Source organism: Flavobacterium sp. LS1R10 (genome assembly GCF_003968825.1).
Taxonomy (GTDB): domain Bacteria; phylum Bacteroidota; class Bacteroidia; order Flavobacteriales; family Flavobacteriaceae; genus Flavobacterium.
In genome coordinates this window covers 25,887-45,551 of sequence record NZ_RYDH01000006.1, presented here as the reverse complement: position 1 = coordinate 45,551, position 19,665 = coordinate 25,887, and the positions used below count along the sequence as shown (strand labels likewise).

General features: G+C 35.4%; 20 protein-coding genes. 8 read left to right on the top strand and 12 right to left on the bottom strand.

Going from position 1 to position 19,665, the window contains the following annotated elements; translation table 11 throughout:
• Position 1: 1 nt before the first annotated feature.
• Positions 2 to 2,215 (top strand): TonB-dependent receptor, encoded by a 2,214-nt coding sequence (locus EKL96_RS11170; RefSeq protein WP_126462246.1) that lies wholly within the window; start codon positions 2 to 4, stop codon positions 2,213 to 2,215.
• Positions 2,216 to 2,358: 143 nt separating this feature from the next.
• Positions 2,359 to 2,946, top strand: coding sequence for a glutathione peroxidase (locus EKL96_RS11165; RefSeq protein ID WP_126462243.1), 588 nt, complete (start codon positions 2,359 to 2,361; stop codon positions 2,944 to 2,946).
• A gap of 187 nt (positions 2,947 to 3,133) precedes the next feature.
• On the opposite strand, the gene EKL96_RS11160 is transcribed toward EKL96_RS11165, so the two are convergent.
• The gene (locus tag EKL96_RS11160) at positions 3,134 to 4,084 is read right to left on the bottom strand and encodes a tRNA dihydrouridine synthase (protein ID WP_126462240.1); all 951 of its coding nucleotides are present in this window, start codon (positions 4,082 to 4,084) and stop codon (positions 3,134 to 3,136) included.
• Between the two features lie 111 nt (positions 4,085 to 4,195).
• Positions 4,196 to 4,693 carry a GNAT family N-acetyltransferase gene (locus EKL96_RS11155; RefSeq protein ID WP_126454520.1) on the bottom strand — a complete coding sequence of 166 codons (498 nt, stop codon included), beginning with the start codon at positions 4,691 to 4,693 and terminating at the stop codon, positions 4,196 to 4,198.
• Between the two features lie 94 nt (positions 4,694 to 4,787).
• Between EKL96_RS11155 and menD the strand changes: the two genes are divergently transcribed.
• Positions 4,788 to 6,449, top strand: a complete 1,662-nt coding sequence (gene menD / locus EKL96_RS11150) for a 2-succinyl-5-enolpyruvyl-6-hydroxy-3-cyclohexene-1-carboxylic-acid synthase (RefSeq protein ID WP_126462237.1) — start codon at positions 4,788 to 4,790, stop codon at positions 6,447 to 6,449.
• A 181-nt stretch (positions 6,450 to 6,630) separates the two neighbouring features.
• On the opposite strand, the gene EKL96_RS11145 is transcribed toward menD, so the two are convergent.
• The 3 genes from EKL96_RS11145 to cysM all read right to left on the bottom strand — a co-directional run bounded on the left by EKL96_RS11145 (position 6,631) and on the right by cysM (position 9,753).
• A complete protein-coding gene (locus EKL96_RS11145; protein ID WP_126462234.1) occupies positions 6,631 to 7,983 on the bottom strand; it encodes a M28 family metallopeptidase in 1,353 nt (450 codons plus the stop codon).
• Between the two features lie 64 nt (positions 7,984 to 8,047).
• Positions 8,048 to 8,743: an SGNH/GDSL hydrolase family protein gene (locus EKL96_RS11140; protein WP_231507432.1), complete on the bottom strand. Its 696-nt coding sequence runs from the start codon at positions 8,741 to 8,743 to the stop codon at positions 8,048 to 8,050.
• A gap of 122 nt (positions 8,744 to 8,865) precedes the next feature.
• Positions 8,866 to 9,753, bottom strand: a complete 888-nt coding sequence (gene cysM / locus EKL96_RS11135; RefSeq protein ID WP_126454514.1) for a cysteine synthase CysM — start codon at positions 9,751 to 9,753, stop codon at positions 8,866 to 8,868.
• 444 nt (positions 9,754 to 10,197) lie between these two features.
• Here cysM and EKL96_RS11130 point away from each other — a divergent pair, with 444 nt between their 5' ends.
• The gene (locus EKL96_RS11130) at positions 10,198 to 10,896 is read left to right on the top strand and encodes a DUF1003 domain-containing protein (RefSeq protein WP_126462232.1); all 699 of its coding nucleotides are present in this window, start codon (positions 10,198 to 10,200) and stop codon (positions 10,894 to 10,896) included.
• Between the two features lie 35 nt (positions 10,897 to 10,931).
• Here EKL96_RS11130 and EKL96_RS11125 read toward each other — a convergent pair whose 3' ends face one another.
• Positions 10,932 to 11,210 (bottom strand): DUF2752 domain-containing protein, encoded by a 279-nt coding sequence (locus EKL96_RS11125; protein WP_126462229.1) that lies wholly within the window; start codon positions 11,208 to 11,210, stop codon positions 10,932 to 10,934.
• Positions 11,211 to 11,312: 102 nt separating this feature from the next.
• On the opposite strand from EKL96_RS11125, the gene EKL96_RS11120 reads away from it, so the two are divergent.
• Both EKL96_RS11120 and EKL96_RS11115 read left to right on the top strand, forming a co-directional pair.
• Positions 11,313 to 11,498: a hypothetical protein gene (locus EKL96_RS11120; protein WP_126462226.1), complete on the top strand. Its 186-nt coding sequence runs from the start codon at positions 11,313 to 11,315 to the stop codon at positions 11,496 to 11,498.
• Positions 11,488 to 12,039, top strand: a complete 552-nt coding sequence (locus tag EKL96_RS11115; RefSeq protein WP_126462223.1) for a Smr/MutS family protein — start codon at positions 11,488 to 11,490, stop codon at positions 12,037 to 12,039. Before EKL96_RS11120 ends, EKL96_RS11115 begins: the two co-directional genes overlap by 11 nt.
• Before the next feature lie 136 nt (positions 12,040 to 12,175).
• On the opposite strand, the gene EKL96_RS11110 is transcribed toward EKL96_RS11115, so the two are convergent.
• Positions 12,176 to 13,120 carry a hypothetical protein gene (locus EKL96_RS11110; protein ID WP_126462220.1) on the bottom strand — a complete coding sequence of 315 codons (945 nt, stop codon included), beginning with the start codon at positions 13,118 to 13,120 and terminating at the stop codon, positions 12,176 to 12,178.
• A 203-nt stretch (positions 13,121 to 13,323) separates the two neighbouring features.
• On the opposite strand from EKL96_RS11110, the gene EKL96_RS11105 reads away from it, so the two are divergent.
• Together EKL96_RS11105 and EKL96_RS11100 are read left to right on the top strand one after the other, a co-directional pair.
• Positions 13,324 to 14,244, top strand: coding sequence for an EamA family transporter (locus tag EKL96_RS11105; protein ID WP_126462217.1), 921 nt, complete (start codon positions 13,324 to 13,326; stop codon positions 14,242 to 14,244).
• Between the two features lie 16 nt (positions 14,245 to 14,260).
• The gene (locus EKL96_RS11100) at positions 14,261 to 15,385 is read left to right on the top strand and encodes a cysteine desulfurase family protein (protein ID WP_126454500.1); all 1,125 of its coding nucleotides are present in this window, start codon (positions 14,261 to 14,263) and stop codon (positions 15,383 to 15,385) included.
• Positions 15,386 to 15,623: 238 nt separating this feature from the next.
• Here EKL96_RS11100 and EKL96_RS11095 read toward each other — a convergent pair whose 3' ends face one another.
• From EKL96_RS11095 to EKL96_RS11080, 5 genes are all read right to left on the bottom strand, one after another.
• The gene (locus EKL96_RS11095) at positions 15,624 to 16,076 is read right to left on the bottom strand and encodes an endo-arabinase (protein ID WP_126462215.1); all 453 of its coding nucleotides are present in this window, start codon (positions 16,074 to 16,076) and stop codon (positions 15,624 to 15,626) included.
• A gap of 347 nt (positions 16,077 to 16,423) precedes the next feature.
• A complete protein-coding gene (locus tag EKL96_RS11090) occupies positions 16,424 to 17,299 on the bottom strand; it encodes an HAEPLYID family protein (RefSeq protein ID WP_126462213.1) in 876 nt (291 codons plus the stop codon).
• A gap of 87 nt (positions 17,300 to 17,386) precedes the next feature.
• Positions 17,387 to 17,776: a hypothetical protein gene (locus EKL96_RS11085; RefSeq protein WP_126462210.1), complete on the bottom strand. Its 390-nt coding sequence runs from the start codon at positions 17,774 to 17,776 to the stop codon at positions 17,387 to 17,389.
• 260 nt (positions 17,777 to 18,036) lie between these two features.
• Positions 18,037 to 18,207 carry a hypothetical protein gene (locus tag EKL96_RS14315; protein ID WP_197037241.1) on the bottom strand — a complete coding sequence of 57 codons (171 nt, stop codon included), beginning with the start codon at positions 18,205 to 18,207 and terminating at the stop codon, positions 18,037 to 18,039.
• Positions 18,208 to 18,230: 23 nt separating this feature from the next.
• Positions 18,231 to 19,658, bottom strand: a complete 1,428-nt coding sequence (locus EKL96_RS11080) for an L-serine ammonia-lyase (protein WP_126462207.1) — start codon at positions 19,656 to 19,658, stop codon at positions 18,231 to 18,233.
• Positions 19,659 to 19,665: the final 7 nt, after the last annotated feature.

The window sequence follows — 19,665 nt, the reverse complement described above, 5'->3', positions numbered from 1 at the left end:
TATGAAAAATATTGTTTTAGTATTGATTTCCCTTTTTGGGCTGTCCTCTTACGCCCAAATTCAAAAGGGAAAAATTTTGGATCGTGATGGAAATCCAATTGAAAATGCCTATTTAGTCAATACAAATTCTGAAAGTCATGCCCACACTAATGAATTTGGATTGTTTAGTTTGGATAAAACGATTTTGGGAGATGTAATCAAAATAACTGCTTTAGGGTATAAAAAAACAAATTTCATCCTGAATTTTTCCGAGGAGGTAATTGTGATGGAAGACGATATTTTTAGATTGAATGAAATTGTTATCCAACCAAAACTTTCGGCGATGAATGTCATTTCAAAAATAGATTTAGAAACCACTCCTGTAAATTCGTCGCAGGAAATTCTTCGAAAAGTTCCGGGATTATTTATCGGACAACATGCCGGTGGGGGAAAAGCAGAGCAAATATTTTTAAGAGGTTTTGATATTGATCACGGTACAGATATTGCCATTTCAGTAGACGGAATGCCGGTAAATATGGTGTCTCACGCTCACGGTCAAGGTTATGCCGATTTGCATTTTGTAATTCCGGAAACAGTAGAAAAAATAGATTTTGGAAAAGGAACGTATTATGCCAACAAAGGGGATTTTGCTACGGCGGGATACGTTGCTTTCCAAACTAAAGACAAAATCGAAAAAAGCAGTATTGGTATCGAAGTCGGACAATTCAATACCTTAAGAACAGTTGGGCTTTTTAACCTTTTAGGGAATCAAAAAACACAAAGTGCTTATATTGCCACAGAGTATATCCTGACAGACGGTCCCTTTGAATCTCCTCAGAATTTTAACCGAATTAACATATTAGGAAAATATTCGGCTATTTTGAAAGATAACAGCAAGTTTTCCATCTTGGCTTCTCGCTTTTCCAGCAAATGGGATGCTTCAGGCCAAATTCCGCAACGGCTGATTGATGATGGAACGATTTCAAGATTTGGCTCTGTTGACGATACTGAAGGCGGAAATACATCCCGAACGAACTTCAATGCCAGTTTGAGTAAACCTATTGATGAAAATACAGTTCTGAAAGCAAATGCTTTTTATTCAAAATATGATTTTGAATTGTATTCTAACTTTACTTTTTTCCTAAATGACCCCATCAATGGGGACCAGATTAAACAGAAGGAAAACAGGGATATTTATGGAATGAATGCTGAGTTGAACAAGAAAACGAAATGGAATGATACCGATGTTTTGTTCCAATTTGGAGCTGGTTTCCGTACGGATGCCACTACTGATACGGAACTTTCGCATACGTTGAATAGAAGAACCGTTCTTAAAAATATACAATTAGGAGATATTGATGAGTCTAATTTGTTTACGTATTTGAACTCTGAGTTTACTTTTGGAAAACTGATAATTAATCCGGCCATTCGATTGGATTATTTCAAATTCAATTATCAGGATAAATTGATTGAAAATTATAAAACAGCATCCGAATCGAAAGTAAAGTTTTCTCCAAAACTGAATTTTATTTATTCACAAAATAACAATTTGCAGTTTTTTATAAAATCAGGAATGGGTTTCCATTCGAATGATGCCCGTGTGGTGGTTCAAAACAATGGGAAACAAATACTACCAACTGCAATAGGAACGGATATAGGGACCATTTTTAAACCATTTCCAAAATTGATTGTCAATGCCACTTTATGGCATTTGTACTTAGAACAAGAATTTGTTTATGTGGGAGATGCTGGAATTGTTGAACCAAGCGGACAATCAAGACGCATGGGTGCTGAACTAGGATTGCGGTATCAATTGAACGATTGGTTGTATTTTGATACGGATGCTAATTATACTTATGCCAGAAGTATTGATGAGCCCAAAGGGCAGGATTACATTCCGTTAGCACCGGATTTTACCACAACTGGCGGATTAAGTTTCCAAAAAGTGAATGGTTTTTCGGGAGGAATTCGGTATCGGTATCTAAAAAATCGCCCGGCAAATGAAGATAATTCGATTGTTGCCAAAGGCTATTTTATATCCGATTTGAATGTTAACTATCAATATAAGAATATGAATTTTGGAATTTCAGTAGAAAATATTTTTGATACTGAATGGAACGAAACCCAGTTTGCCACTGAATCCAGATTACAAAATGAACCACAAAGTGTCGAAGAAATTCATTTAACTCCAGGAACGCCTTTCTTCATGAAAGGAAAAATAACGTATACTTTTTAAATACCACAGTAAGATTTGTTGTTTATTTGTTTGGGAGTCTAGCATTTTTATAATGTTAGGCTCCTTGTTTTTTTAACTGTTGTTTAACAAAAAATTACTTTGACAAAACAAATATTTATCTAATTTTATAAAAAATTTCAATTATGAAAAATAGTGTATTTATAGCTACTTGCGCTTTACTGTTATTTAGTTGCCAAAATCAGGCACAACCTAAAAAATCTGAAATAAATATGAACACAGCTCCAATTGCAAAAGAAACCATTTATCAGTTTAAAGTAGAAGATTTATCAGGAAACAGTTTTGATTTTGCTTCTTTGAAAGGAAAAAAAATCATGATTGTGAATACGGCTTCAAAATGTGGACTGACACCTCAATACAAAGATCTTGAAGCTACATATAAAGAATACAAAGACAAAGGATTAGTGATTGTGGGTTTTCCTGCTAATAATTTTGCGTCACAAGAGCCAGGAACCAATGATGAAATTGCTACTTTTTGTCAAATGAATTACGGTGTTACGTTTCCTATGATGGACAAAGTTTCTGTAAAAGGAGAGGATATGGCGGCTATTTATCAGTTTTTGACTCAAAAATCTAAAAACGGATTACAAGATTCCACTGTAGAATGGAATTTTCAAAAATACCTAATCAATGAAAAAGGTGAATTAGAAAAAGTGATCGCTCCACGAACATTAGTAACGGATCCGGAAGTATTGAATTGGATTAAAGCATAATTTTATGTAACTAATTTGCTAATTATTATGTAAATAATCAAAAGAGATTTTCAGTCAAATGAAAATCTCTTTTTTTGCTGTTTTTAGTATTAATGTAGCTTCGATTAAATTTAACTATTTAGAAATTAAGTTATATTAAGAATCAGAGCTTAGTTTTTCTTAATTTCTTAATGGTTTATTTTTTTCCTTAGAATTTTTCATTTTTGAAAATTTCAGCTACAGCTGCTTCGTAATTCCGAATACTCTGTGCTTTTTTTATTTTCTTTAAAACTTTGTGCGGATTTGAAAACGTAGCCGAAAAGTATTCCCATAAATGGTACATTTTCAGTAAAATATGTGTTGATCCAGAAAGTGATTCGCTATAAATAGCATACAAAGTATCGTGAAACGCACTGAATAATTCTATTTTGTTTGCAGGATATTCTGAAGTATTGTTTTTTATCATACTTGGTAAAAAAGGATCTGATATTAATCCTCGGCCAATCATCCAATGGTCAATGGTTGGGAAGCGTTGCTGCATTTCATGAAATTTAGCCACGGAGGTTATGTCGCCATTGTAATATAATTTATGCTTGGTGTTGTCAACACAATGCTGGAATGCATCTAGATTTACGCCACCTTTGTACAATTGCTTGCCAATACGCGCATGAATCGCTATGTTCTTGATTGGATAGGTATCTAAAATAGGTAAAACATCCAGTATTTCTTCACTGTTTTCATACCCCAAACGCATTTTCATAGAGACAATAATATCCGATTCAGTATGCGCTCTGTGAAGGATAGTATTTATTTTATCGGGATTGCTGATCAAGCCGGAACCCATACCAGACTTAGTAACCATAGGATACGGGCAGCCTAAATTCCAGTTTAATTCTTTATATCCCAATTCTTGAACGTACTTGGCCACAAATAAAAATTCATCGGCATCGTTTGTTATCACTTGCGGAATAACTTCTAAATCAAGATTATTTTCAGGAAGCAGGTCTCGTTCATACGAAGGTTTTATTACCATCTTTCCGTGCAATCGAATATAAGGCGAGTAAAATGTATCAATTCCTCCAAAAAGTTTGTTTTGGGCATTTCTAAAACGAAAGTCGGTAAATCCCTGTAAAGGTGAGGAGAGTAAGGTGTAGTCCATGAAATTTTTAGTTGTGCAAATATACTATAAAGTGGCAAGTCTTAAAGTTATAAATTTTTTAAAGCCTAACATGTTTAATAAATAAACTATTATATGCTGGTACAAATTCAATTATTCTAAAATCAATTGCATAAAAACGGAACTCAACCAACGATCAAATTTATAGCCGGATTCTTTAATAACGCCAACGGTTTCAAACCCATATTTTTTATGAAAAGCGATACTGCCTTTATTTTCGGAGTCAATAACGCCAATCATTGTATGGTATTTTTGTTTTTTTGCCAATTGAATTAGTTCAGCCAGTAATAATTTCCCAACGCCTTTTCCTAAAAACTCCTCCGCAACATAAACAGAATGTTCTACCGTAAAACGATATCCTATTTTATGACGAAAAGTTCCGTAAGTAGCGTACCCAATTGTTCCATTTTCAGTTTCAGCAACAATAACAGGTAAGTCATTAGTTATTTTGTCTTCAAACCACAATTTATGGGTTTCAAAATCACGGGGCTCATAATCATAAATCGAAGTACTGTGCAGTATTTGGTGATTGATGATCTCCAATATTGTATCTAAATCGGTAAAAACTGCCGGTCTTATTTTGATTTCCATAAAGAATATATTTTGCTTCAAATTTAAGAAAACTATTTAAGATTAGAGAAAAACCTTCACATCTTTGTATCTTTGTTTTTTTCAAACTAAAACAATGATTTACCCTAAAATACCTTTGGCACAAAGCATTATTGAAATCTGTTTGGCCAAAGGAATTACTACCATAATTATTTCTCCAGGTTCTCGTAATGCCCCGCTCACAATTGGTTTTGTAAACAATCCCGCTTTTCAATGTTACAGCATTGCTGACGAGCGTTCGGCTGCTTTTTTTGCATTGGGAATAGCACAACAAACCAAGCAACCAGCGGCTTTAGTGTGCACTTCTGGGTCGGCTTTATTGAATTATTATCCGGCTTTTGCGGAAGCATTTTACAGCCAGATTCCTATGATTGTGATTTCGGCAGACAGGCCCCAAAGCAAGATTGATATTGGTGACGGCCAAACGATTCGGCAAGAAAATGTATTCGAAAACCATTCGCTATACAATGCTAATTTGCATGAGGATGTTTTGGTGGCAAATGATTTAAAAATCAATGCGGCGATCAATGCGGCCATCACTCAAAAAGGCCCCGTTCACATCAATGCGCCTTTTGAAGAACCATTGTATGAAACCGTTTCGGAACTTTCAATCGAAGTGAATAGTATCGCTTCCGCAAAAGTGACTCAGACGATTTCCATAGAAGACGTTTCGGAATTTGCAACAATTTGGAACAATTCCACTAAAAAAATGATTTTGGTTGGTGTGAATGCCCCAAATGCTATCAACCAAAAAATAATTGAGGCCTTCGCCAAAGACGTGTCGATAGTCGTGCTGACTGAAACAACTTCTAACGTGCATCACGATACTTTCATCAATACTATAGACACAATAATTACGCCTTTTACGAATGCCGATTTTGAAAATTTTCGTCCGGAAATTTTAGTCACTTTTGGAGGAATGGTCGTTTCAAAACGAATCAAGGCTTTTTTAAGAAAACACAAACCAAAACACCATTGGCATATTGATTCTTTAAGAGCTTACGACACGTTTGGCGCTTTGACCAAACATTTTGAAGCAGACCCAAATGTTTTTTTTGATACTTTCTTGCCACTTACAAAAACAACAGAAAGTAATTATTTTCAGCAATTAGACGCGGTTAAAGTGCTGCGAAAGCTAAAAAGTGATATTTATTTAAACAAAATTCCTTTTTCAGATTTTAAAGTTTTCGAAAAAGTGATGCAGTGTTTACCAACGAACAGTCAATTGCAAATCAGTAATAGTTCAGCAATTCGGTATGCGCAATTAGTAGCTGTTGATCCTTCAATTGAAGTATATTGCAATCGCGGTACCAGCGGAATCGATGGTAGTACTTCTACGGCTATTGGTGCGGCTGTTGCCAATGAAAAACAAACGGTTTTTATAACAGGTGATATAGGGTTTTTGTACGACAGCAATGCATTATGGAACAATTACATTCCAAAAAATTTCAAGATTATATTGATTAATAACGGTGGAGGAGGAATATTTAGGATTTTACCCGGACACAAAGAAACACCGGTTTTTAATACCTTCTTTGAAACTTCACATTGTTTAACTGCGGAACATTTGGCTAAAATGTATGGTTTTGAATACTGTATTGCCAGTGATGAGGCGAGTTTAGCAATAAGTTTGACTGCTTTGTATGCTCAAAATGAAAAACCAAGTATTTTGGAAATTTTCACACCAACCTTGAAAAACGACAGTATTTTACTGCAATATTTTAAAGAGTTGATTTAATTATTTTCGGATCATTGATATTTACCATTTATACTTAATTTATAAATGGGAAACATAAAAAAAAACGTTTGCATAAGCAAACGTTTTTTTATTTATTGTTGTGTTGAACCATCAAGTAATATTCATTAATAAAAACGTGACTATAAAAAATTACTTTAATTGTTTAAAACCTTCTAGTGTTTTAACGAATTGGCAAAGGGAAAACCGGTAAACTGGAATGTCCTAATGCATCAACTGCTTGAACAGCAAAGAAAAAATTGTCTTTAGAATATGGGATTTCAGCTTTAGTATCTTGTACAAAAATTGTTTTTTCCCAATGTTGGGATGCCGTTTCTCTAATAAGAATGTTGTATCCATAAACCGATTTCCCTTCAGGTGCGGTCCAAACTAAAGTAGAAAAATTAGTCAAATCCTTTACTTCAATTCCTACGTTTGTTGGTGCTTTTGGAGACCAAGCCAAATTACTGAACGTAGCCAAGTTAGAACAGGTTACTTTCTTCATGTATTCAAAGTCCATAAATTCTGCAAGATCGCCGTACTGGATGTTGTTTTCTTTTCGAACATCTTGATGTTGGTGGTCGTAGTTTTCGTTCATTTCACAAAAACGAACAGCTGTAAATCCATTTTGACTGAAAGGAGTATGATCCCCACCACGTAAGAAACGGTCGTTGCGATACACTAAATTAATATCCAGTTGCTCCACATATTGATTGGTAACCGTTTTGATGTATCGCGCTAGTTGTCTGGATGGACTGTCATTATCACGATTGGTCGATTTACGCATTTTTGACTCGGCTTCTGTCTCTAAGAATGGAATTGTTTCACTGAAAACGCGCACTTTAGTATTGTCTCGTAATAAAGTACCGCTGGATAAACTGTTTCCAATCATATCATTGTTGATCATGGCAATAACATTCCATTTTCCCTCTTTGGCAACATCCGCTAAATGCTTAGCTCCGTATAATCCTTGTTCTTCACCAACTACAGCCACAAAAATCAGTGTAAAAGGGAATTCTCTTTGGCTCATTATACGGGCCAGTTCCATCATGGCGGCTACTCCGGAAGCGTCGTCATTAGCACCTGGCGCATCAATTTTAGCATCCATGACATCCGAAGCACGGGAATCTAAATGGCCGCTTATAATTAATACACGATCGTCCGTAGGATCAGTTCCTTTTAAGGTTGCCATGACATTACCCAATTGGCTGTCGGTGGCAATACGTCTTCCATCTGCTTTGATGGTGAAAAAGTCAATAACCGAAGTTAGTCTGCCGCCAGAAGCCAAAGCATATTTATCAAATTCCGATTTAACCCAGCGTTGCGCTGCGCCAATACCGCGAGTAGTACTTTTTGTATCACTTAATGTATGTCTGGTTCCAAAAGATACTAGTTTTCGAACCGTAGCTTCCATATTTTCCGATTGTACCTCAGCCACCATTTTTTTTATTTCGGGATCATCGACGGTGGTTTGTGCGTAATTGGCATGAGTAATGAATAATAGTAGGAACAAACAGAGAATTGAGGTTGATTTCATCTAATTTTTTTTAGTTTTCTCAAAGTTAGGGAAAAGGAAAAGATTTTAGGCACAAAATTGTGCTTTAGTGTTTCATTGCTAGAACTTGCGCAATCGCTTTTTCAGCCAGAGGCGCCATTACCTGATAGCCCAATTTATTAGGATGTACTCCATCACCGGAATAGGCAGCTTTTAATCCGTTGCTCTCATCGGCCATTGCCGAAAAATAATCCAGGTAGATAATTCCATTCGCATCAGCATATTTCTTTAGTAATTGATTAAGCTCCATAACCTTTTCAGCCGGATTTTGATTGGGTTTCCAAGGAAAATCAAAAGCGGGTAATACGGAACACAAAATAACTTTGATCTGGTTTGCTTGTGCCAATTCAACCATCGAAATAATATTGTTTTCAATCCTATCTAATGTTGTGGGGCCTGTATTTCCGGCAATATCATTGATTCCTGCTAAAATGAGTACTGCGGCTGGCTGTAAAGCAATAACATCAGCTCTGAAACGGATGAGCATTTGCGGGGTTGTTTGACCGCTAATACCCCTATTTATATATGGTTTTCCTGAAAAGTATTCAGAATTGGTTGCACTCCAGAATTCGGTTATGGAATCACCCATAAAGACAATTCGTTGTTGTCCAGCTGCTGGTGGTTTCAGCGCAACATTCTGCTCTTGGTATTTGCTTAAATTTGGCCAGTCCTGCGCCTGTATTGTTTCTCCCATAACGATTGATAAAAATAAGATGCTGTAAATAAATTGGATGTTTTTCATTTGTAACCGGATTAGAAATTTTGAAAACAGTAAATAAGTGGTAGTGCAGTAAAACGCAACAACCTTCCATTCTTATCCGAAAGATAGAGAAAAGGAAGGTTGATTTTATAGTGTATTGGTATTTAATCAAATAAATCGGAAGACAAATACCGATCGCCTCGGTCGCAAATGATAGCGACAATCACACCGGACTCTATTGTATTTGCTATTTTTAGTGCTGCAGCCACGGAACCGCCACTGCTCATTCCTGCAAAAATGCCTTCTTCAAGTGCCAAACGTTTGGTCATAGCACGTGCTTCCTGTTCCGAAATTTCAATGATGGTATCTACCTTTGAAGCATCAAAAATTCTAGGTAAATATTCTTGAGGCCATTTTCTGATTCCCGGAATCTGCGAACCGTCGCTGGGTTGCGCACCAATAATTTGAATTTCTGGATTCCGCTCTTTCAAATACGTTGACGTTCCTATAATTGTCCCTGTAGTTCCCATTGCTGATATGAAATGGGTTACCGTTCCTTCCGTATCATTCCATATTTCCGGACCTGTGGTTTTGTAATGTGCTTTCCAGTTGTCATCATTAGCAAACTGATTGAGCATTATGTATCCGCCTTCGGCTACCTTTTTATCAGCATAATCTCTGGAACCAATTATTCCGGTGTCAGCAGGCGTTAGAATGACCGTAGCTCCATAAGCACGCATAGTAAGCGTACGTTCTATAGTGGAATCTTCCGGCAGTATCAATTCGATTTCGATATTGAATAATTGGGCAATCATTGCCAAAGCAATTCCGGTATTGCCGCTGGTTGCCTCAATTAACTTGTCTCCTTTTTTGATTTCTCCTCTTTCTAATGCTGATTTGATCATGTTGTATGCCGCACGATCCTTTATGCTTCCGCCTGGATTATTTCCTTCGAGTTTCAGTAAAAGTTTTACCTTGTCATTTTGTATCAAATGGGTAGATTCAACTAAAGGTGTATTGCCTATTAAATCTAGTATTGTTTGAGATTTCATGCTATTGGGTGTGTTGTGTTTGATTTGTAATAATCCGAGTATTGACTAAATTTGATAAGTATTCGTTTATAAAAACTATTTTTAACAAGCTTATTTTAAAAATAGCAACAACAATAGCAGAAAGGAATATTTTTATAATTCAGTGGCATTTTCATGGTTTTTAAAACGAATGGTAAAGGTATTGAACAATTTTGGATTATTTGTTTTTAGTCAATAAAGCTATCTTGTTTATTGCTACATTTTTGTTAAATTTATCGCTTTTGAATGCAATTGAAATTTTTGTTATATCCGTTAATTGGAATTAATAAAAATTAAATCAATAGCTTTTTTTACAATTTTAAGATATAAACAGCTATTGCTAGACTGTTTATATTTTCAAGGTATACAAATTGATTATTAGTTTCGATAGAAGTGTTTTTTAAATTAGCCAATAAATAACTAGCTATGAAAAGTAATTCGACTTTTATAAGTGACATTTCTAAAAAGGTATTCCCAATAGCGGATAAAGTAGCTGCTAAGACCATACGGAACCCAATATTAGCACTTATTCAAAATGATTATCCTGATTTTGATGCCAATAAATTATTAGCAATAAGTGAACTTAATAGGTATCGGGAAAAATATATTTCGAATTATTTATTGGTCGAAATAGGGGAATTGTCTAATCTGGAGGCTAAAGTAATCGGTTCCTTAAGCGAAGATAAATCGCTGGTGAATACTGTAGAGGATGAAAATGGTGATCGAACCGTAGGGCAAAAAGTGGCAGACAAGGTAGCTGCTTTTGGCGGAAGCTGGAAATTTATCATTCTTTTTGGGGTGTTTATCTTGTTGTGGATTTTGGCTAATATTTATATTCTGCTGAATAAAGGTTTTGATCCGTATCCATTTATTTTATTGAATTTAATTTTGTCCTGTTTGGCTGCACTTCAAGCACCGGTAATTATGATGAGCCAAAACCGTCAGGAAGAAAAAGATCGGGAAAGAGCTAAAAAAGATTATATGATTAATTTGAAATCAGAACTTGAAATCAGAATGCTTCATGAAAAACTGGATCATTTGATTATGCATCAGCAAGAAGAATTAATTGAAATTCAGAAAGTACAAATCGAAATGATGAATGATATCCTAGCCCGAATCAAATAATTGTTGTTGCTGTAAAGGGGATAAAAAGAAACTCATTAGTAGTGTTTAAAATAATACCCTGCAATCATAAAAACACCATTAAGGACAGCGGCGCCGATAATTATTTTTTTGTAGTTTCTGTTGGTGTCTATGAAATTCAAAGCCAGAATTCCCAGAAATAATAAGGTCGTGAAAATTGCCGGATACCTATCGAAGGCACCTCCAAAATCGCCTTGTAAAAGCAATAAAAATCCTCGCTGAAAACCACAGCCCAAACACTCTATTCCAAAGAGTGTTTTACTGAAACACGGGAGCATGTATTTTTCTATATTCAATTTTTTTTCTTTTTTACAAGTATACGTAAAAGTAAGAAATTTTATCAAGAGTAAATAGAGTAATTTTAAATTCAGTACTTTTGGAATCTGATATTTTAAAAGATGAAAAAATATATAATCCCCATAATGATTCTCGCCATCACAGTTGCTTTATACGAGCAGGTGAGTGCCGAAAAAAACGTGTACATCATGGTTGTTGCAATTGTAGTTTTTATGATTGGAATGATGCAGTTGAGTGCTAAAACTCCGAGTAAAAATCAAGAAAAAGAAGACGAAAATGTTCAATAAAGGAGATAAAGTTTCCGTGCTGGATGAAGCGATGAATGGGATAGTGTTGTCAGTCAAAGACCAGCAGGTTACGATAGAAACGGAGGATGGTTTTACGATGACATTTATTGTCAATGAATTACTTAAAATAAACGATTCCAGTAACTTAATGGATTCAATCAGAAGAATAAATGTAAGTGAAATTGCAAAAGAGAAAGAGATCCCAAAACCCCGTAGTTTTGTAAAAGAAAGGAAATCTAAACACGAAATTCCAGCTCCTGAATTTGATTTACACATTGAAAAACTGGTACCTAATAAACGCGGAATGTCGAATTATGATATTCTGACGCTACAGACTGAAACAGCAAAACGCCATATTGAATTTGCGATTAAAAATCGCATTCCAAAGATTGTTTTTATACATGGAGTCGGGGAAGGAGTCTTGAAAGCAGAGCTGGATTTCTTATTGGGACGGTATGATAACATCGCTTTTCAAGAAGGTAATTATCAAAAATACGGTCAAGGAGCAACAGAAGTTTTCATTAAACAAAATGCCATGTAAGTTCATTTTTGGATTTTTAATTAAAAAAAAAGGGTCTAATTTAAGTAAATTTCAATGGAGAAATCATCTTAAATAAGACCATTTTTGTAGCCTTGAAAACAACTTTTTCTTATCTGAAATATAAGTTTTTTGGCCCCTAATTGGTAGTCAATAAATCTCCATAAATATAAGCATCACCTAGAATAAAATCACTGTTTCCTTTCTTCATTTTTACTTTTTTCAGCACTACAGTATGTCTAAAACCTGATCCATTTGTTGTAGTTGTTACTTCTATAATACCGCTGGTATTTGCTATTCCTGACACTCCAATCCATTCTTCACTAAATGTCGGAGTAGTAGGAAAAGTAGTATTACAAAAATAATTTCCTGTAACCAAGCCAGAGAATAAACGATACGTCAGTTTGTTTTCTGTGTCGCCTATCAATCCGGTTCTAGGAGTGTTCAGCGGTGTTACGGCATTCACGATTAAACTGGCATCAATATCCAGAATTAGCGCTTCACTGCTGTTGTAATCGTATAATTGTTTGGAAGTAGCACATTGTTCCAGTGTTTTATTAAAACTAAAAGGCAGCGGTGTTGCTGCTATTTGATAGTCTCCAAAAAAGAATGTTTCGTACACTTGCGTTCCGTTTCCTTTATCAAAAGTGATGTTTTTGAACGTTATATTATGATTGTATCCTGTAATTTTAGTACTGTTATCATCTGGATTTAGGGGTTTTATTGCCGTTGTAGTTATTACAATTGTCCCGCCAGTTGCGGTCCATTGGCCTGTAACTGTAGGTGTTGCTGGAGGAATACTTTCGCAAATTGTAGCATTTGTGACAGTTCCGTTATAAAAACGGTAAAAAACTCGATTTGTACCATTGATATCCAGTTCTTGCACACTTGTTTCTGTCGGAAAAACAACATTTTTTATTTCAAGAATTAACGCTTCGCTATCTTTTAATTTATAAATGATCCCATTTGTCGTGCAATTTTGTGTGGCTACATCTTCAAAAGTGATGGTTTCTTGAATTAAATCTCCATCATCACATCCGTTTAGGAGCAATGCAAAAACCAACAGGCTAACAATTCTTTTCATTTTATAAAATTTAAAACAAAAATAGAATTTTTAATTTATTCCAAATGCATAACCGCTTAAAAATAGATTATTTAACAGGATATTGTGTTTTAGCAACTATCAATTAAGTGATAAAGTACCTGTTTTATAGTTGTAAAATTGAAAGATAGTGAGAATTTAAAGCCGATTGAAATCAGTATCTTTGTCTAAATTTAATACGATAGATGAGACTTAACAAATATTATTCGGCTGCTTTTTTAGCTTTTTTTGTTTGGGGTTTTTTTAGTTTTGCTTTAAAGCCTTTACACAATTATCCGTCGCTGGATATATTATTTTACCGAGTGTTTTTTAGTGCCATTACCATGGTGTTGATCAATGTTGTTTTCCGTAGAAATGTAATGCGTAAAAACTGGAATCACTTCAAGACGATACCTCCCAAACAACAGAAGAGTGTTGTTATGCTAACACTTGGCGGAGGTATATTTCTCTCCTCAAACTGGTTTGTTTACATTTATGTGATGAATCACGTAAGTGTAAATGCGGCTTCGTTGGCGTATTTAATTTGTCCAATTGTAACAACTGTTTTTGCCTTTTTCATGTTGAAAGAAACGCTGAGCAAATGGCAGTGGATTGCTGTTTTAATTAGTGTATTTAGTTGCGTTTTATTATCCTTTAATCATTTTCAGGATATATTCTACAGTCTTATTACGGCTGCTACTTATGCGCTGTATTTAGTGAGTCAACGTAAAAATAATGATTTAGATAAATTCCTCAGCCTGACGATTCAATTGATTTTTACGGCACTTGTACTGCTCCCTTTTTATCCAAAATACAGTGGAACAATTCCTGTAGAGCCTCTGTTTTACGGCTACATGTTCCTGATTGTGTTTTTTTTTACGATTATCCCTTTGTTTCTAAATCTCTATGCGCTCAAAGGAATCAACTCTTCCGCGGTGGGAATTATGATTTATATTAACCCGATTATTAATTTCTTGTTGGCTATATTTTATTATAACGAGCAGGTTAGCTCGCTTCAATTGTTTTCTTATTTGCTGATTTTGGTTTCAATTGTTGTTTTTAATGAAAAACTGCTTTTTCCCCGAAAATTAAAACTCGTCCCTTCAGAAATACCAGTTTTAAAATAATTTTATAATTTAAAAAATGAAAAAAGTATATCTCGATAACGCTTCTACAACTGCTATTCGTCCCGAAGTAATCCAGGAAATGACTAAAGTATTAACGGAAGATTATGGAAATCCATCTTCAACGCACAGCTTAGGGCGTTCTGCAAAAAATGTTCTGGAGCTTTCCAGAAAGTCAATTGCCAAAAACCTGAATGCCACTGCGCAGGAAATAATTTTTACTTCCTGTGGTACCGAGGCCAATAACTGGATTCTTCGGTCAGCCGTTAAGGACTTGAAAGTGCAACGAATCATTACCAGTAAAATCGAGCATCATGCGGTTTTGTACACGGCTTTAGTTTTAGAAAAAGAGTATGGCATTCAGATTGATTATGTAGCAATAAAGCCAAATGGAGCAATTGATATTACTGATTTAGTAGAGTTATTATCACAGGATAAGAAAACATTAGTCAGTTTGATGCATGTGAATAATGAAATTGGAACTGTTTTAGATTTAGAACGAATAAGCCGTATTTGTCAAGAGCACAGTGCTTTGTTTCATTCGGATACCGTACAGTCCATAGGGAAAACCGGCATAGATTTGCAAAATTTATCTATAGATTTTATCGTGGCCAGTGCGCATAAATTTCATGGACCTAAAGGCGTTGGTTTTGCATTTATTCGAAAAAATTCAGGAATGCAACCCTTATTTTTTGGTGGCGAACAAGAGAAAGGATTGCGCGCCGGGACTGAGGCTCTACATCAAATTGCAGGAATGGCAAAAGCTCTGGAACTTTCATACACCAATTTAGAAACGGAACGAAAGCACATTTCTGAAGTGCGGAGTTATTTAATTACCAAGCTTGAAATTGATTTTCCAGGTTTCGAAATTAATGGGAATAGCGATGGTTTTTACACGGTTTTAAATGTTTTACTGCCTTTTTCAGACGAAAAGACAGCGATGATTTTGTTTCATTTAGACATGAAAGGGATAGCAGTTTCCCGCGGTAGCGCCTGCCAGTCCGGGAGTATAAAACCGTCTCATGTATTAGCCGAAATGCTTTCGAATGACGATTTAAAGAAACCAAGTTTGCGCATTTCATTCAGCCATTATAATACTAAAGAAGATATCGATTTGCTTATTGCAGCTTTGAAAACGATATAAAAAATCTGCTGTAAAGTAGTTTCTTCAGTAGTATTAACGTATTTACGCACCTAGTTTTGGATATTTATAATGAAATCTATGGCTTTTCTGCATGTTTTTCCATGATTAAGCGCGCTTTAAAAAAGCATAATGCAGATTCAGAACCTTGATTAATGTTGATGTATTTGTCTTTTGTGATTAATAGACAGTTGCCGAGTGTTAATTAAAAAAAAAGTGTAAGCTGCAGTTCAATTACAAGTTATTCACCTGTTTGTTTAGAAATATGAATGGATTGCCCCACTAATTTCCAGTGTCCATCAATTTTTTCTAATAACCGAATTTCATACGAGAACGTTTTTTTACCATCTTTGGCCGTTGACTCTTCGTTGTGGCTTACCCAGGCGTTGTCCTTCTGAATACTCATTTTGTAATTTGTATTTACAGAATAGCCACCGTTACCCATTGCTTCCGGATTTGTATTAATCATAGCCGTAGGTGGAATGTCGAGTACGGTTCCGTCTCCAGTTGAAATTAATATTCGGCTGTAGGGCTGAATGTACCAGCAGTCTGTATGTCCCTTGCTGTCGCCAGCTCTCCATGTGGCAGACTCTTTTTCAAGTAGTTTTTTGATGCTCTCAGATTCATCATTATTTTGACTATAACCTATCAAATTTAGTGCTAGTATAAGATAAAAGGATATTGTCCATTTCATATCAGGCCTGTTTTTTAGAATATTATGTTTTTCGTTTTTATGGCGTAAAATCAGCTAAAAACATGTGCTTTCAAGAATTTTAAGGTTCTTTACGAACGTAAATATATAATTTAATCCTATGAAAACAAATAGGATTTCATTTTTGTGCGTTGTTGTATTAAGAGAGAGTTTTACAACAGCTGCAAAAAAAGACTCTTGACACTATCCCGCTAATTATCACTGATTAACCGGATTGTGTTTAAAAAAATCCGGCTAGTCTAGTGGTAATATTAATTAAAGAAAGGTCGCTTTATTTTAAGGTTTTAGTATTGGATCCTACTAACTTGCATCAAAAAAACACTGTTTTTTTAATGCGACGAAGGTTCATAAATGAGTCGTAAAAAGGAGCTAAACCGCTGGTTTTCTCTATTTATAGGAATTCCGGTTACTATGCCTATTAGTAAATTATCTGTAATTTCTACTCTCATTTGAGGTCGGATTGTCATATCAAAATCAGCATTATTAATTTCTTTGTTAAACTCCAGTCCAATAAAATTTCGCGTTCCGGGGATCATGTAATGGATATTTGAATTAATCTGCCAGTTCGTCTGTGTTGTATTATCTGAAAAGTGGTGCGTAAATTGTGGCCCGGTGTATAAAAGGGTATGAAAATTTTGTCCCCAGCGTTTAGCAATCACCAAGAACGGATTATATCCATTTCCGGTTATTAAAGTACTATTGCTGTAGTTGTTAAAATTGGGTAATAGAAATTCGTGAATATAGCCAACAGCCATTGATATTTTCTTTTTTTCTGAAACAAAAAAGGTATATTGTGCCGCTAGTTTTATACTATTCAGGTTACTTCCCGGCGAATTTCCGTTGACGGAAGTAGGGTAATAAATTGAAAAAGGCAATTCTACTTCAAGTCCTAATCGATCAATTGGAGCCCATTCATATTCTAGCAGTGCAGTATATTCATCATGAGTGATATTGTCTGTCAAACCGAGACCTAAATTCCATTCTTTTTCTCCTTTTCGGGCTCCCAAATCTCTAATGAGATCGATGTACAGAGGTTCAGCATGTAACACTTTTGGACGTTTTTTTTTGCCTTCAACTTCTTGAATGTAAAGACTGTCTTTGATCGTATTTTGTTGGTTTTTTTCTGTTTGTGCTTGAGAATGTGTACCCGTAAGTACCGTTAATAGCAGAGTAAATACCGCTGTTTTTAAATATTGAAGAGCCATTTTAATTTGTTTTATGTTTTAGTATACGAATTGCAACCCTAGTTTTCATGAGAAAATAAGGCAGGGATTAATGATCTAAATAACAAATTAAATGTTAGGGGGAGGCGTGTGTATTTCAAAATACGGGGTCGGAGGAATCGAATTTTGTTCAGCTAATTTCCCCTTTTTTAAATATAAATATTTTTTATAAAGACTAATTGCACTGTTTGGTACTACAAAAAAATCTATAAAAAAAGCACTTTTTGCAGCAAAATCTTGATTGGTATCATTATCATCGTATTCAGGTATGGCATTTTCGAATCCTAATATTTTTTCAACGACTATTTCAATAATGCTTTCCAGATCATTGTGGGTCAGATCCTCAGGTAAATAATTTGGTTGCGCATCCGGGGAATCAACAAAGCAGTTCAGCAGGTATAACGACATGAAACCCCAAAAATATCGAGTTAAAAGAGTATGTCGAATTTGTTTAATCATTTTGCATAATTACACTATTTTCTTGCTTAATAGTTGTAAATTTTCGTTAAAGTCGATTATAATTTAAGCGAGTCGCCATCTGCCAAGTGTTTAAAGGGTGCTTTTCTGGATTATTTTAAGTTTAAAAGAGAAAATATGGTACTAGTGAAATTTCCTTTGGTTGTATCCGTTTTACGGATCTGTTTGCAAGCAGTTTTTGTTTTTAATAATACGTTATTGGATTTTATTTCTAAATTTTTCTAAAATGATTAAAATATTCATCAATGCGTATCATCATTCCAGTCAGAATCTTCTTCAGTTGTTTTTTTGAAATCTTTATTCAAGAACTGTTTGTATTTCTTTTTGTCTTTTTGATTTTTTCTGATGAGAAATACTATCAAAGCAATTCCGAAGAAGAGTACAAGTCCAACTATTACCCAATTGATTTTCATTGTTTTTTTGTTTAATACGTAAATTAACAATCTGACATATTCACGGTGATGGCTAATCCGCCTTCGGAGGTTTCTTTGTACTTGTTGTTCATGTCTTTGGCGGTTTGCCACATCGTGTCCACGACTTTGTCTAAAGGGACTTTGGCATTTTTCGGATCGGTTTCCAGGGCTAACTCAGCGGCATTAATGGCTTTTATGGCACCCATAGTATTTCTTTCGATGCAGGGAATCTGAACCAAACCGCCAATAGGATCACAGGTCAACCCCAAGTGATGTTCCATGGCAATTTCGGCAGCCATTAAAACCTGTGCAGGAGTTCCGCCCATCAATTCGCATAAAGCGGCAGCAGCCATGGAAGATGAAACGCCTATTTCGGCCTGACAACCGCCCATTGCCGCAGAAATGGTAGAACCTTTCTTGAAAATACTGCCTACTTCACCGGCAACCATCAGGAATTGTTTGATTTCTTTTTCTCCTGCATTGTGGTTTTCAATCACTAAATAATACATTAAAACGGCCGGAATTACGCCTGCACTTCCATTTGTTGGAGCAGTGACCACGCGTCCTAAAGCGGCATTTACTTCATTTACCGCAAGGGCAAAACAGGAAACCCATTTCAGGATTTGGCGGAATTTCACTTCTGTTTTTCTGATCTCCTCAAGCCAGGTTTGAGGGGAATTATAATTGGATAAACCAATTAGTTTTTGGTGCATGTCAAAAGCACGGCGACGCACGTTTAGTCCGCCGGGAAGAATCCCTTCGGAATGACAACCAATGTACATGCATTCGAGCATCGTGTGCCAAATGCGTATTAGTTCCTGATCGATAACGGCTTCGGAACGCATTGATTTTTCGTTTTCATAAATGATTTCCGATATCGATTTGTTTTCTTTTATGCAATAATCCAGTAGTTCTGCCGCTTTCTCAATTGGATATGGAAAAGCACATTTTATTTTAATTTTCTTTTTAGCGTTGATGCGTTCTTCTTTTACTACAAATCCGCCACCAATAGAATAAAAGGTAGAAACGTATTGACGATCATCAGTCATATAGGCTGTGAAAGTCATTCCATTGGCATGAAAGGGAAGGAAGTTTTTATTAAAAACGATGTCTTGGAGGAAATAAAAAGCAATTGGCTTTTCGTTTCCTAAGTTGATTTTGTTTTTTGATTCAATGGATTTGATAATTGCATCAATATTTTCTATGGGAATGTATTCTGGATCTTGTCCGCTCAAACCCAGCATTACGGCTAAATCCGTGGCGTGTCCTTTGCCAGTTAAGGAAAGGGAACCGTATAAATCTATTTTCACCCTGTTGACCGCATGAAGTAAATTTTCGTTTCGCAATTCACTAAGAAAGCGTTCGGCAGCTCTCCAAGGCCCAAGTGTGTGTGAACTCGAAGGTCCAACACCAATTTTTAGCATATCAAAAACGGAGATACATTCTTCCATGTTAAGT